This window comes from Pseudomonas sp. ADAK13, from assembly GCF_012935715.1.
Lineage (GTDB): Bacteria > Pseudomonadota > Gammaproteobacteria > Pseudomonadales > Pseudomonadaceae > Aquipseudomonas.
Genome location: NZ_CP052860.1, coordinates 853,470 through 867,564, shown reverse-complemented (window position 1 = coordinate 867,564; position 14,095 = coordinate 853,470). Strand labels below are relative to the sequence as shown.

Here is a 14,095-nt window from a genome sequence, read left to right as displayed (position 1 = left end):
CAAAAAGCCCCTTTCGGGGCTTTTTGTTTTTCAGGCGGTAGCGACGCGTGTCGGTTGCGTGAGCCGCTTGTTCAAGTCCAGCCAGGCCCCCAGCAGCGCCATCAGCCCGGCGCCCACCATCGCGGTGAAGATTTGCATGGCGAAGGCATCGCCGGTGATCGCATTGACCATGTCCGCCAATGGCGCCAGCAGCACCCCCAGGCAGAACACTTCGAGGGAGTAACGCCCCATGCGGCAGGTTTGCTGTGCCAGCCAGTTTTGCGTCCAGCCATGGCCGGGCAGCAGCTTGGCGGTGACATAGGCCAGCGCCAGGAAGTGCAGCAAACGCACGGGCGACAGGTCGGTCTTGCTGATGGGGTACAGCAGGTCGCTGAGCACCGACGGCATCAGCGCGTCGTGGATCTCCGGCCAGCGCCAAGAGATCGTGAGCACCCCCGCCACCACTGCGTACACCGCCGCAGCCACGAACAACGGCTGACGCAGCAGCCTGCGGGTTTCTGCCGGGCGTGGCTGCTGTGCATGAATCGCCGCCGCACCGCCCAGCACAAACAGCAACTGCCAGGTCACCGGGTTGAAGTACCACACACCGTCGGCGATCGCCGCCAGGTTCCAGCCCAGGTGCGGTGCCAACAGGTACACCGCCAGCGAAACCGCCACCACCGCCCAGGTCTTGCGCAGCAGCAACGGCAGCACCAGCGGCAGGCAACCCAGCAGCACGATATACAGCGGCAGCGGGTCCATCAGGTTGGGCTTGAAGCGCAACAGCAGCTCATCCACCAACGCTTGCTGGGGGTGGGTGACGAAATGCGTCAGGCCCATCTCTTCGACCAGGTCGCGGGTTTCCACATGGCTGTTGGCGAAGAACACGATGCCCATCAGCATCGCCAGCAGAAAGATATGCACCACATACAGCACCCAGGTGCGTCGCCAAATCTTCACGCAGGCGATCAAATAGCCGTCGCGCTGCAGGATCTTGCCGTAGGCCAGCACCGCCGCATAACCGGCCAGGAACACAAAGACTTCCGCTGCATCACTGAAGCCAACGTTGCGCAGGGTGATCTGGCCGAGAGGGTTGTGGGGTACGTGATCCCAGAAAATGAAGATCAACGCCAGGCCCCGAAAAAAATCGATGCGCGGGTCGCGTCCGTTCAGCATGGCAGCGGGCTCTTGAACAAGGGGTTTAGTAATGACAAGCAGGCGACGGCTTTAGTCGTGCCGTACGTCGGGCGGGCGCAGGTTGGCGGTATTTGTAAGCAATTGCAAAGCTCAGTTTTTACTGAATGTCTCATCGCGGCGTTTAAACATCGATGATCACCAGCGTGCCGTGGCTGCCGGCAAGTACGGCGTGGGCGATGCCGGCTTCCACCAGGTACATCTGGCCGGCGCCGACGTCGACGGCCTGCTCGCCGATCGACAGGCGCAAATGGCCGTCGATCACCAGGAGGCCTTCGTTGTAGTCGTGGGTTTCTTCTGCGTAGGCCTGCGCATCCATGCGCAGCACCTTGATCCGCGCCGGGCCGACCTGGCCCAGGCGGGTGGATTTCCAGGTGTCCGGCAGTTGTGCGGCGAGGGCGGTGAAGTCCAGTAACGGCATGGTGAAGCTCCTTGTTTCAACGATGCCGTTCGGTGGTCCGGTTCAGCAGGAAAGGGTTATCTTTTCAGAAGGCGTCCATCAACAACACCCGGCACGGTTGGGCCTGGTACTCGTTGATCTGCGGCACCAGGCGGGTGAAGTGTTCCGTCTGGCAGTGCGTATCCAGCGCGGCCTGGTCGGGCCATTGCTCGACAAAGATAAAGTGCCCGGGGTCTTTCTGGTCGACGAACAGATCGTAGGCGATGCACAGCGGTTCCTGGCGGGTTTTCTCCACCAGTTCGGCGTACCACGGGCGCGCGGTGTCGAGGTGTTCGGGTTTGATGAAGTCTTCGGCAATCACTTTCAGCATCGTATCGTTCCGTTAAAAAGTTAAGCCGCCGCGATTTCATTCGGCTCAAAACTGTCCGCCCGTGCCATCTGCCACATGCGCGAATAAAACTCGCCGTTCACTTCGCCGGTCAGCAGTTCCCCAGGCTTGAGGAACACATGCAGCTGCGAGAACAGCTTGATCTCGGTGGCCGACATGCGCCGCACCAGGTGCTTGGCCGACAGTTGCGACGGATGATCGAGGCCGGCGGCGGCGAGCATTTCGGCCAGGGCCTTCAGGGTGTTGCGGTGGAAGTTGAACACCCGCTGGGCCTTGTCCGGCACCACCAGGGCGCGTTGGCGCAGCGGGTCCTGGGTGGCCACGCCGGTGGGGCATTTGTTGGTGTGGCAGCTTTGCGACTGGATGCAGCCGATGGCAAACATGAAACCCCGCGCCGAGTTGGCCCAGTCGGCGCCGATGGCCAGGACGCTGGCGATGTCGAACGCGCTGACGATCTTGCCGCTGGCGCCCAGCTTGATCTTGTCCCGCAGGTTCAGGCCCACCAGGGTGTTGTGCACAAACAGCAGGCCTTCGCGCAGTGGCACGCCGATGTGGTCGGTGAACTCCACGGGCGCGGCGCCGGTGCCGCCTTCCTTGCCGTCCACCACGATAAAGTCCGGGAGGATGCCGGTTTCGAGCATGGCCTTGGCGATGCCCATGAATTCCCACGGGTGGCCCAGGCAGAACTTGAAGCCCACTGGCTTGCCGCCCGACAGCTCACGCAACTGGGCGATGAACTGCATCATCTCGATCGGGGTGGAAAACGCACTGTGCCGCGACGGCGAGATGCAGTCTTCGCCCATCATGATGCCGCGGGTATCAGCGATTTCCTGGGTGACTTTGTGCTTGGGCAGGATCCCGCCGTGGCCCGGTTTGGCGCCCTGGCTCATCTTGATTTCGATCATCCGCACCTGCGGGTTCTGCGCCTGCACGGCGAAGCGTTCCGGGTCGAAACGGCCGTCGCTGGTGCGGCAGCCGAAGTAGCCGCTGCCCAGTTCCCAGGTCAGGTCGCCGCCGTTTTCCCGGTGATAGGGGCTGATGCTGCCTTCGCCGGTGTCGTGGGCAAAATTGCCGAGCTTGGCCCCCTGGTTGAGGGCGCGAATCGCGTTGGCGCTCAACGAGCCGAAGCTCATGGCCGAGATGTTGAACACCGAGGCCGAGTACGGCTGCTTGCACTGCGGGCCGCCGACGATCACGCGAAAGGCGCTGGGGTCGCTCAACGGCGCGGGGCGCATGGAGTGGCCGATAAACTCGAAGCCCGACTGGTACACATCGATCAGCGTGCCGAACGGTTTGTCGGCGCTTTCATTCTTGGCACGGGAGTAGACCAGCGAGCGCTGGGCCCGGGAGAAGGGCAGGGCGTCGCTGTCGGATTCCAGCAGGTATTGGCGGATTTCCGGGCGGATGCCTTCCACCAGGTAACGGATATTGCCCAGGATCGGGTAGTTGCGGCGCACCGCGTGGGGGCTTTGCATCAGGTCGAAAATGCCGATCAGGCTGAGAATGCCGGTGACCACGGCGATCGGCCACAGCCATTCGTGTTCGATAAACGGCATGCTGGCGAGGGTGAAAATGACGCAGACGGCAAAGAACGCGTAACGGCTTAGTAACGACAGGCTCATACGGTTTTTCCTCAGGTTCAACTCTACAGGTCGATCCGCCATTCTGCGCCTGTCCTCAAAGCCCGGACAAGGATTGACCGCTCTGGTGCGCGTTTATTGGCCACGGCGCTGCCTGTTTGTGGGAACTCTTCTCCGGGCGATTGCCACTATGGACGCAGGACGCGAATCCCGTATGTCAACTTCTGCCATGAGTGAATTGTTATGACTGTCAGTGCCTCAATTGCCCCTGATCGCTATTTGTCACCGTCTCTGCCTCAACAATCGGCGATTTCAAAAAACGATCGAGCGAGCGCGAACGATCTGACGCCGCAGCACGAAGTAACGCCCCAAGCGGATGACCCGACGCAGGAGCGGCGTGAGCGTCATGCAGAGGCGGTGTATGACAACCCTGTCGTCAGGTTTCTGCTGAGCCAGAAGGGCGCCGAACGTCAGGAGGCCGATGCGCCGCCCTCGGGCGCCGAGGTGAGACCTGAGGACGCTCCGAAGAACATGACGCAGAATATCGCTGGTGCCGTCGGCAACAAAACATGGATGTTCCCCGGCCTCAGCAACATGGCCCTGGGTGTAGAAAAGTCGGATGGCAGCGCCGCCGGCATGATGGCCGGTGCAAAAACCGGGCTGGAGAAAACCCTCAACGACGGCCTGGAAACGTCGATCCGTGGCGCCGCCCAGGGGAGCCTGATGTCAATCTTCAAAGGCTATGCCGAGGCCGTCGCCAACAACGAAGCCACACCGGCGTTCGTCAAGGAAGTCGTCATCAAACTCCTCGACTGGTTGAGTTCCTGGGGCCGATTCAGCTCGTCTGAGCCTGCAGGAAAATCGAGAACAGCTCCGACTGGGATTTGATTCCCAGCTTGCTGTACATGTGCTTTTTGTGGACCTTCACGGTTTCCACCGAGATTTCCAGCTTGCGTGCAATTTCCTTGCTGGAACAGCCACTGAGCATCAAGCGCCCCACATCCAGCTCGCGTGCGGTTAACTGTGCGCCCCAGTCGTCGTTCTGAATCGGTGCCTGCGGGGCGCTCACCTGGTTGAGTTCATGGGGCAGGCGCTGGCGCAGCAGGCTCAATACCCAGGGTTGGATCAGCGACAGCAGGGCTATCTGCTGTGGGTCAAAACGCTGTTTGCAACCCAGGGACAGGCATAAGGTTCGCCCGTCCGGTTGCTGGCAATTGAACTGGATTTCATCGGCCACCACGTTCAGCCGGAAGTAGCGCTGGTAGTACTCGGTCAGCTCGAATTGCTCCGGCGCCACTTCGGCCAGGCGAAACAGCCCGGTGCGCGAGTGTTCGCGGCTGGCGATGTAGAAGGGGTCGAGCAGGTACAAGCCGTTGAGGTAGTCCTGGAACAGATGGTCCGGCTCGCCGTCCTGGCCGGGGCATTCGGCGAACACCAACGGCTTGTGCTCGCTGCTGAACAGCAGCACTACCCAACTGTCGAACGGCACGTACTGGTCCAGTAACCGGACCAGTTGCGTCCAGAAATTGGGCTGGTCCAGGGCGTCTATCATTTGCCCCACCGAACGGTGCCAGGCGATGTCTTCCAGCGACAATGTCATGCATCTACCCCCATAGGGTTAACCCGGCTGCGTGATTTCCCGAGTGATTGCGGCCTGCGCATACTGCGCCACAGTTAAAACAACAGGACACACCATGAAGGTCGAATTTGCCCAACTGGCAGGCCGCGATAACGGCACAGCTTACAACCTTGAGCGCGCTTTGGCGGCGATTGCCGCGTGTGCGGCCGATACCCAACTGGTCGTGTTCCCGGAAACCCACCTGATGGGCTTCCCGACCGCCAGCACCGTGGCGGACGTCGCCGAACCGGTGGACGGACCGACCGTGCAGGCCATTATCCAGGCTGCGCGAGCGCGCAACATCGCCGTGGTCATCGGCATGGCCGAGAACGACGCGGGCCAATTCTATAACACCACTTTGATGATCACCCCCGAAGGCATCGCCCTGCGTTATCGCAAGACCCACCTGTGGGCCTCGGACCGCGGCGTGTTCACCCCGGGTGATCGCTACGCCACCTGCGTGTGGAACGGCGTGCGCGTGGGCCTGTTGATCTGCTACGACATCGAATTCCCGGAAACCGCCCGCGCCCTGGCGCAGGTGGGCGCTGAAGTGTTGATCGTCACCAACGGCAACATGGACCCCTACGGCCCGACTCACCGCACCGCGATCATGGCCCGCGCCCAGGAAAACCAGGCGTTTGCGCTGATGGTCAACCGGGTGGAAGCGGGTGACGACGGCCTGATGTTCGCCGGTGGCAGTGCCCTGGTGGACCCGTTCGGCACCTTGTTGTTTGAAGCTGGGCGTGAAGAAGGCCAGTTCAGGGTCGATCTGGACCTTGGACAACTGGCGGCGGCGCGACAGGACTATCGCTACCTGGATGACCAGCGCTTGAAATTGCCGGGGGAGGTGATTGAGCGCGAGGACGGTACGCGGGAGTTGTTGATCCCCAAAGCCTGATCTCACTGGCAAATGGAATTCCTGTGGTGAGCGAGCTTGCCTCGCGCGGGGCAAGCCCGCTCACCACAAAGGCTGGGCCTTACATAAAAAATAAAGACATTCGCAACACCGACTTCAGTTCTGCCATAACTCTAATAATTGCGCGGAGAATCGCTCATGGCTCGTTTGCAACGCACCCTGTCGTTAGGGTCGGTGGTGCTGTTTGGCATCGCCTATATGACACCGATCATTGTCCTGGGTACCTTCGGCATCCTGGCGCAATCCACCGCCGGCATGGTCCCGGCCGCTTACCTGGCTGCCCTGGTGGCGATGTTCTTCACCGCCATGAGCTACGGCCGCATGGCCTCGGCGTTCCCGGTGGCCGGGTCGGCCTACAGCTACGTGCGCAAGGCCATCAGCCCCAAGCTCGGGTTTATCGCCGGTTGGGCTGTGTTGCTCGACTACCTGTTCCTGCCCATGGCCATCTGGCTGATCGGCGCGGCCTACCTGCATTCAGCCTTCCCGGCCGTACCGCAATGGGTCTGGGTCCTGGCGTTTATCGGGGTCACCAGCGTGATCAATATCATCGGCCTGAAACTCGCCAACGGCATCAACGCCTTGCTGATGCTGGTGCAGTTCCTGGTGCTGATTGCCTTCGTCGCGCTGTGCATCCACTACATCGGCGGTGACGCCAGCAAGCCGCTGTGGACCATCACCCCGTTCTTCAACGGCCAGATGCAAATGCCGCTGATCATGAGCGGCGCGGCGATCGCCTGCTATTCGTTCCTGGGCTTCGACGCGGTCAGCACCCTGACCGAGGAAACCCGTGACCCACGCCGCACCATTCCCCGGGCGATCATGTTGATCACCCTGATCGGCGGGTTGATCTTCGTCGGCGTGTCGTACTTCGTGCAGATCGCCCACCCGTCATTCGAATTTACCGACGTGGACTCGGCCGCCTATGAGATTGCCCGCAACATTGGCGGCGACCTGTTCGTGTCGATCTTCCTGATCGGCCTGATCGTCGGCCAGTTCGCCTCGGGGCTGTCGGCCCAGGCCAGCGGTTCGCGGTTGCTGTTTGCGATGGGGCGCGACGGGGTGTTGCCCAAGTCGTTCTTCGGCACGTTGCATGCGCGCTTCGGTACGCCGGTGAACAGCATACTGCTGTGCGCCGTGGTGGCCTTGCTGGCGCTGAAGCTGGACGTTACCACCTCCACCTCGTTCATCAACTTCGGCGCCTTCCTGGCCTTCAGCCTGGTGAACCTGTCGGTGATCTTCCACTACTGGATCGGCGCCAAACAGCGTGGGCTGCGGGAGCTGGTGCTGTTCCTGGTGTTCCCGACCATCGGCCTGCTGGCGGATGTGTGGTTGATGGTCAGCCTCGATCACCTGGCGATTTACCTGGGCCTGAGCTGGTTGGCGATTGGCCTGGTGTACCTGGGTTTCCTGACGCGGGGCTTTTCGCAGCAACCACCGGAGATGGACTTCCAGGAAGCCGCATAGAAGCTTGAGGTCTATTCTTATTGCAATCGGTTCTCGTTTGGGCGCATCATTTGTGTTACTGTATAACACTAATTGATCGCCCAGACGCCCCGGAGGCCTTATGAAACCTGGTATCCACCCCGACTACCGCACCGTGTTGTTCCACGACACCGCCGCCGATGTGTTCTTCCTGATCGGTTCCACCGTGGAAACCGACCGTACGCAAAAACACAGCGACGGCAACACCTACCCTTACGTGCTCCTCGACGTGTCCAGCGCCTCGCACCCGGTGTATACCGGCCAGCAGCGCAAGACCCAGTCCGAAGGCCGCATCGCTGGCTTCAACAAGCGTTTTGCGTCGTTTGGTTCGGCCCCGAAGAACGCCGAAGCCTGAGCCTGTCCCCTGTAGAGGCGTGCCTTTACAGGGGATCTGCCGTCTGGCGAATCGGCAATACCACCCGAAACGTCGTGCCCTTGCCCACTTCGCTGTTCACCGAAATCGTCCCGTGATGCTTCTTCACGATCCCGTACGACAGTGACAGCCCCAGGCCTGTACCTTCGCCCACCGGCTTGGTGGTGAAGAAAGGGTCAAAGATTTTCTGCACACTCTCCGGCGCGATCCCGCAGCCGGTGTCCGCCACTTCCAGCCAGACCTTGTCGCCCTCCACGCCGTTGCTGAGGGTGATGGTGCCGCGTTCCGGGCCCATGGCCTGGGCGGCGTTGATCACCAGGTTCATCACCACCTGGTTGAGCTGCGAGGCCAGGCATTCAATGTCCGGCAGCACCTGGAAATGCTTGACCACGTCGGCCTTGTACTTGAGTTCGCTGGCGACGATGTTCAGGGTCGAGTCGATCCCCTGTTGCAGGTTTGCCCACTGCCATTGCTCGTCGTTGTCGACCCGCGAGAAATCCTTCAGGTCCTTGACGATCTGGGCCACGCGGCCAATGCCGTCCTTGGATTCGTGGATCAGAACCGGGATGTCTTCCTTGAGAAACTCCAGGTCCATGGCCTTGCGCAGGCTTTGCAAGTGCGTCAGGCATACGCCGGGCGCGAGGGCTTCTTCGGCCTGCCGATAGGCGTCGAGCATCTGCTGCAACTGTTTGAAGTAGCCGTCCAGGGTGCTCAGATTGGAGGAGATAAACCCCACCGGGTTGTTGATTTCATGGGCCACGCCCGCTGCGAGCTGGCCCAGGGACGCGAGTTTTTCCGATTGCACCAATTGGCTTTCCAGTTGCTTGCGCTCATCGATCTCCAGTTGCAGCGCCTGGCTGGTCAGGGTCAACGCCTGGGTGCGTTGCTCCACCAGATGCTCAAGGTGACTGGTTTGCAGGGACGCGCGCCGGGCCATGTCCCATTTGGCCGCGAGGGTGTTGGCCATCTGTTGGACTTCGATGTTGTCGAAGGGCTTTTTCAGGATCAGCAGGCGGTCATGGGCGTGCAGGCGAAACAGCAGTTCTTCCCAGGAATAATCGGAGTAGGCGGTGCACACCACCACTTGCAGGTGCGGGTCGACTTTCCACAGCGCTTCGATGGTTTGCGCGCCGTCCCAGCCCTGGGGCATGCGCATGTCCACAAAGGCCAGGGCATAGGGGCGATCTTGTTGCATGGCCTGGCACAGCAGCTGCAAGCCTTCCTGGCCACCGTAGGCTGAATCCAGCGTGAACGCCTGGGCCTGGGGTTTGACGCTGTCGCCGAACAAGGCGGTTTCCATCTCGTCCAGTTCCAGGTTCGACTCCATGGGCGGCGTCAGGATCTTGCGGAAGTCCTGGTGAATCGACGGGGTGTCATCGATCAGCAGGATTCGCCGGTTCGGTGGTTGGTTCATGCTCATGTCCGTGCGGGGTCAAGGGGGATGTGCAAGGTGAACACCGCGCCTTTGCCCGGGCCGTCGCTGTGGGCGGTCAGGCGGCCCTTCATTTCCAGGGCGGCCAGGGCGCAACTGTGCAGGCCGAAGCCGTGGCCTTCCTTGCGGGTGGTGAAACCGTGGGTGAAGATTCTGGTCATGTTTTCTGCCGGTATGCCTTCGCCCTCGTCCTTGACGCTGATCTGCAAGGTGCCGTCGTCCAGCGGCAGCACCGTCAGGGTCATTTGCCGGGTGCGGTCGGTGAGGTTGGACATCGCATACTTGGCGTTGCTGATCAGGTTGACCAGGATCAGCAGCAACCGATGCTTGTCGGCCATGATCTCGGGCACGTCGTGGTAGTCCTTGACCACCGTCACATGGTGGCGGCTCAGGGCCCCGGAGTTCATGCGCAGGGCATCTTCCATCAACGCACTGATATGCACCGGCTCCAGCAGCGTGGACGCGCCGGCGTAGGACTGTTGGGTGGACACAATGTCCTTGATGTGGTCGACGCTTTTGCTCAGTTGCGCCAGCTCCTCGGTGAGGCCCTGCTGTTCAGTGGCGATGGCCTCGACCAACTGGTTCAGGTAGCCGGGCAGCAGCTTGCCTTTTTCATCCTCCGTGAGAAAGGTGCCGAGGTCATGGCGGTGCTCGTTGATCAACTGCATGGCCTTGCCCAGCCCCAGCGCCTTGCTGGTGCGCAGCTTGCGCGCCACCAGCTCGGCAGAGATGTTCACGCTGTTGAGCACGTTGCCGACGTTGTGCAGCACGTTGGTCGCGATCTCCGCCATGCCGGCCTGGCGCGCGCTGTCCATGAGTTCGCCCTGGGCATCCTTGAGTTCCCGGGTGCGCTCTTCAACGCGCTGCTCAAGGCTTTCGTTAACCACATGCAGGGCCCGGTTGACCCGGTTGATCTCGGCAAAACTGCGCAACAGGCGAATCGCCAGATACAGCAGCAGCGCCACCAGCAAGGTGGAAAACACCAGCAGGTAGCGGTGGTATTTCTGGTCGAGCAGGTCGGCCGCCGACTGGTCCTGGTTGAGCTGGTTGGTCAGGTCGTCCAGGCGTTCGGCCAGCGGCACGGCGGCGATGCGTTCAAGCAGGCCGTTGACCACGGGCTGTTCCCGCAGGATCAGTGAAATGTGATTGCTGAGAATCTCCACCGGCACCTGGAACGACTCGGGCAGGCTCAGTTTGTTGATCGCCAGTTTGTTCAGGCCCACCAGGATGTCGGCGGCCTTGTCGTCGCTGGTCACCTGGGCGAATTCGAGGCTACTGAGGAGTACGTCGTAGGTGTCGGTGGCGATGCTTTGCTGGAGCAGTTTGTCGGTGTCGGTGAGCGCCAGGAACTGCGCCTGGATATCGTCCTCGGCGGTGGGCAGGAAGGCCAGGGAATTGCGCAACACTGCGTTGTGGGACTTGAACTGGTCCACCAACCGGGCCTTTTCCTGGATCGCCTCGCGATAGGCGTCCTGGCCGGCCTGCCAGCGGGCCGGGTCTTCGTGACGGTGTTGCGATTCGCGACGCTCCAGGCTGGCCCACAGGCGGTTCATTTCGCTGAGGGGCGCCACCAGAGGGTCGTAGTTGTGGGTCAGGGCAATCCTGGCCTTGAGCACTTCACTGTCCCATTGTGAGTTCAGTTGCTTGATTTCGCGGATCAGGTCGCGGGACTCGGTGTAGGTGGTGGTCTGGTCACTCGATGACTTGAGGTACAGGAAAACCAGGGTCGAGGCGAGTATCAGGGTCATGGTGCTGAGCATGAGCTGGGTGGCGCGGCGTGAGAGTTTCATAGTGGCTTGCCTGCCCATTCGCCGGTCAGGGTTTTCAGGAACAGCACGATCAGGGTCGTGTCTTCAGCCGAGGGAACGCGACCCAGTTGGTACTTGAACATCACGTCGACGGCTTCTTCGAGGGTCTTGGCCGAGGCGTCGTGAAAGTACGGTGCGGTGACCGCCACATTGCGCAGGCTGGGCACTTTGAACACGTTGCGGTCTTCCTCGTCCTTGGTCAGCAGGTAGCGTCCCAGGTCGGCCTCGGTGGGGTTGCCACGGGCCTTGAAGTAGTCGCCCATCACGCCGAACTTCTGGTACATGTTGCCGCCGATATTGGCACCCTGATGACAGGCGATGCAGCCGTATTCCTTGAAGCGCTGGTAGCCGTATTTTTCTTTAAGGGTGAGGATGTCGGTGTTGCCTTCCAGGTATTGGTCGAAGCGCGAATGCGGGGTAAGCAAGGTGCGCTCATAGGTCGCCAGGGCATTTTGCACATTGGCGGGTGTGATGCCGTCGGGGTAGATCTGCTGGAACGTGGCCTGGTAGTGGGGCAGTGCCGACAAGGTCGTCACCACCGTTTGCCAGTCGTTGCCCATTTCCATCGGGCTGGTGACCACCTGCTCGACCTGTGCCTCCAGGGTGTCGACCCGGGCATTCCAGAACTGCTTGAAGTTCAGGCTGGCGTTGAACACGGTCGGGGTGTTCAGCGCCACCGGCTTGCCGTCGAAACCCAGGGAGAAGGGCCGGTTGTCGACGCCGCCGGTTTGCAAGTCATGGCAGCTGGCGCAGGACTTGGTGTTATTGACCGACAGCCGTGTTTCATTGAACAACTGACGCCCCAGCTCCACTGTTGCCACGTCCAGAGACGGCACCGGCGGCAGCGGTTTGAGGGGTTCATCCAGCGGCGCGGCCATCACCGGCAGGCAGGTTGCCAGCCAAAGCGTGATGGCGAGCCCGGGCGCCCGGGAAGACCGGAGAACGTAGCGTGGCGTGGCGTCGCTCAAGCGATGACTCCTTGGGGCAGAAGGTTATTGGCTGGGCATCAGGGTACGTCGCCCGGCTTGCATCAGTTGGGCGAACTCTTCGGCGGGCACGGCCTTGCTGAACAGGAAACCCTGGCCCTCTTCGCAGTGGTGGGCCTTGAGGAAATCCAGCTGCTCCACCGTCTCCACGCCTTCGGCAATGATGTTCAGGTCCAGGCTTTTACCCAGGCTGATGATCGCGCTGATCAATTGCGCGTCCTGGGTGTTTTTACTCAAGCCGCGAATGAACGACTGGTCGATTTTCAGCACATCAATCGGAAACCGCCGCAGGTAGCTGAGGCTGGAATAGCCGGTGCCGAAATCATCCACCGCCAGGCGCACGCCCATGGTCTTGATCGCCCGCAGCGTGGTCAGGGTGTCTTCGACGTTTTGCATCAGCACGCTTTCGGTAATCTCAAGCTCCAGCAAGCCCGGCGCAAGGTGGGTGCGTTCGAGGATGGCCGCCAGGTTGGCGACAAAATCGCGCTGGCGAAAATCGATGGCCGAGATGTTCACCGAAATGCACAGCGGGGTCAGGCCGCAGGCCTGCCAGGCTTGGGCTTGCTCGCAGGCCTGGCCCAGTACCCATTGGCTCAGGGGCACGATCAGGCCGCTGTCTTCGGCCACCGGAATAAAGGCCGACGGGTAGACCCAGCCATGGTCGGGCTGGTGCCAGCGAATCAAGGCTTCCGCGCCGACGATCCGCCCGCTGTTCAAATCCAGTTTCGGCTGGTAGTGCAAGACAAACTCATTGCGTTGCAGGGCCAGCCGAATCGCGGTCTCCAGGCTTTGTTGTTCCTGGGCGCGGCGATTCATGTCATCAATGAAAAAGCTGAAATCATTGGGGCCATGATCCTTGGCGGCGTGCATGGCGGTTTCGGCTTTCTTGATCAACTCCACGGCGCTGAAACTGTCGTTGGGGTAAATGCTGATGCCCAGGCTGGCGGTGACGCTCAGGTCGTGGCCGGCCACGTAGCGAATGTGGCTGACGGCCTTGAGGACTTTTTCGGCAATGTGCTGGGTTTGCTGGGGATGATGAACGTCGTTGAGGATCAGCACGAACTCGTCGGAGCCGTAGCGAAACACCGAGTCTGATTCGCGCACGGTCGCCACCAGGCTTTGGCTGACTTGCTTGAGCACTTCATCGCCCACCGGGTGGCCCAGGGCGTTGTTGATGCGCTTGAAGCGGTCCAGACCGATAAACATAACCGCCAACTGGGTGTCGTGGCGCCTGCAGACCGCGATGGCCTGGGTCAGCCGGTCTCCCAGCAAGGTGCTGTTGGGCAGCTCGGTGAGGGCGTCGTATTGCAGCAGGTGCGAGACCTTGAGCAGTTCCTGCACCCGCTCCTCCACCGTACGCTCCAGGCCCATCAGCTTGAGCGCGGCATCTTGTGCCAGCTGCCATTTCCAGGTCAGGGCGCTGGCCATCTGGCGGATTTCGAGGTTGTCGAAGGGTTTTTTCAGGATCAGCAGTTGGTCGTCGTATTTGAGCCGCGCCTCGATGGCTTCGAAGGAGTAGTCGGAGTAGGCCGTGCACAGGGCGATTTGCAGGTGCGGGTCGACGGCCCACAGCTGTTCGATGGTCTCCAGGCCGTCCCAGCCCGGGGGCATGCGCATGTCGATAAACACCAGGGCGTAGGGCGTGTTGGCGGCCAGGGCCTTGGTCACCAGGGCCAGCGCTTCCTGGCCCTGGTAGGCCGAGTCCAGCAGGAACGTCTGGCGCACCGCCGGGGCGGTGCCGAACAGGGTCTCTTCGATGCTGTCCAGGGACTGGCCGCCGTTGGCGTCGGCCTCGAGGATCTTGCGGAAGTCTTCGTGGATCGACGTGGTGTCGTCGACGATCAGGATTCGCCGGTTGGCCCGTGTGGAGCGCGGGTTCACGAGCGGTTCCGGGAGGCGCTCAACTGCATATTCTGGCGCATGTGGCTTCCTTACCTTG

13 protein-coding genes are annotated in these 14,095 nt (G+C 61.3%); 4 read left to right on the top strand and 9 right to left on the bottom strand.

Going from position 1 to position 14,095, the window contains the following annotated elements; translation table 11 throughout:
- Positions 1-30: 30 nt before the first annotated feature.
- From HKK54_RS04160 to HKK54_RS04145, 4 genes are all read right to left on the bottom strand, one after another.
- Complete coding sequence (locus tag HKK54_RS04160) at positions 31-1,155, bottom strand: OpgC family protein (protein WP_010170253.1); 1,125 nt, start codon at positions 1,153-1,155, stop codon at positions 31-33.
- Between the two features lie 142 nt (positions 1,156-1,297).
- Positions 1,298-1,594 carry a cupin domain-containing protein gene (locus tag HKK54_RS04155; RefSeq protein ID WP_169386219.1) on the bottom strand — a complete coding sequence of 99 codons (297 nt, stop codon included), beginning with the start codon at positions 1,592-1,594 and terminating at the stop codon, positions 1,298-1,300.
- 64 nt (positions 1,595-1,658) lie between these two features.
- Positions 1,659-1,943, bottom strand: a complete 285-nt coding sequence (locus tag HKK54_RS04150) for a putative quinol monooxygenase (protein WP_169386218.1) — start codon at positions 1,941-1,943, stop codon at positions 1,659-1,661.
- Between the two features lie 20 nt (positions 1,944-1,963).
- On the bottom strand, positions 1,964-3,583 hold the full coding sequence (locus tag HKK54_RS04145) for an FMN-binding glutamate synthase family protein (RefSeq protein ID WP_169386217.1): 1,620 nt from the start codon (positions 3,581-3,583) through the stop codon (positions 1,964-1,966).
- A 201-nt stretch (positions 3,584-3,784) separates the two neighbouring features.
- Between HKK54_RS04145 and HKK54_RS04140 the strand changes: the two genes are divergently transcribed.
- Positions 3,785-4,429, top strand: coding sequence for a hypothetical protein (locus HKK54_RS04140; protein WP_169386216.1), 645 nt, complete (start codon positions 3,785-3,787; stop codon positions 4,427-4,429).
- Here the strand turns inward: HKK54_RS04140 and HKK54_RS04135 are convergent.
- Positions 4,377-5,141 carry a helix-turn-helix transcriptional regulator gene (locus tag HKK54_RS04135; RefSeq protein WP_169386215.1) on the bottom strand — a complete coding sequence of 255 codons (765 nt, stop codon included), beginning with the start codon at positions 5,139-5,141 and terminating at the stop codon, positions 4,377-4,379. The genes HKK54_RS04140 and HKK54_RS04135 overlap by 53 nt on opposite strands.
- A gap of 94 nt (positions 5,142-5,235) precedes the next feature.
- Between HKK54_RS04135 and HKK54_RS04130 the strand changes: the two genes are divergently transcribed.
- The 3 genes from HKK54_RS04130 (at position 5,236) to HKK54_RS04120 (ending at position 7,912) form a co-directional block, all read left to right on the top strand.
- On the top strand, positions 5,236-6,057 hold the full coding sequence (locus tag HKK54_RS04130; protein ID WP_169386214.1) for a carbon-nitrogen hydrolase family protein: 822 nt from the start codon (positions 5,236-5,238) through the stop codon (positions 6,055-6,057).
- Positions 6,058-6,213: 156 nt separating this feature from the next.
- Positions 6,214-7,539 (top strand): APC family permease, encoded by a 1,326-nt coding sequence (locus tag HKK54_RS04125; RefSeq protein WP_169386213.1) that lies wholly within the window; start codon positions 6,214-6,216, stop codon positions 7,537-7,539.
- A 100-nt stretch (positions 7,540-7,639) separates the two neighbouring features.
- Positions 7,640-7,912, top strand: a complete 273-nt coding sequence (locus HKK54_RS04120; protein ID WP_010170240.1) for a type B 50S ribosomal protein L31 — start codon at positions 7,640-7,642, stop codon at positions 7,910-7,912.
- Between the two features lie 25 nt (positions 7,913-7,937).
- Here HKK54_RS04120 and HKK54_RS04115 read toward each other — a convergent pair whose 3' ends face one another.
- From HKK54_RS04115 to HKK54_RS04100, 4 genes are all read right to left on the bottom strand, one after another.
- Entirely contained in the window at positions 7,938-9,344 is a 1,407-nt protein-coding gene (locus HKK54_RS04115) for an ATP-binding protein (RefSeq protein ID WP_169386212.1), read from the bottom strand.
- A 2-nt stretch (positions 9,345-9,346) separates the two neighbouring features.
- Complete coding sequence (locus tag HKK54_RS04110) at positions 9,347-11,152, bottom strand: DAHL domain-containing protein (protein ID WP_010170238.1); 1,806 nt, start codon at positions 11,150-11,152, stop codon at positions 9,347-9,349.
- Positions 11,149-12,081: a cytochrome-c peroxidase gene (locus HKK54_RS04105; protein WP_237151073.1), complete on the bottom strand. Its 933-nt coding sequence runs from the start codon at positions 12,079-12,081 to the stop codon at positions 11,149-11,151. Before HKK54_RS04105 ends, HKK54_RS04110 begins: the two co-directional genes overlap by 4 nt.
- Before the next feature lie 81 nt (positions 12,082-12,162).
- Positions 12,163-14,037, bottom strand: a complete 1,875-nt coding sequence (locus HKK54_RS04100; RefSeq protein ID WP_169386210.1) for a putative bifunctional diguanylate cyclase/phosphodiesterase — start codon at positions 14,035-14,037, stop codon at positions 12,163-12,165.
- Positions 14,038-14,095: the final 58 nt, after the last annotated feature.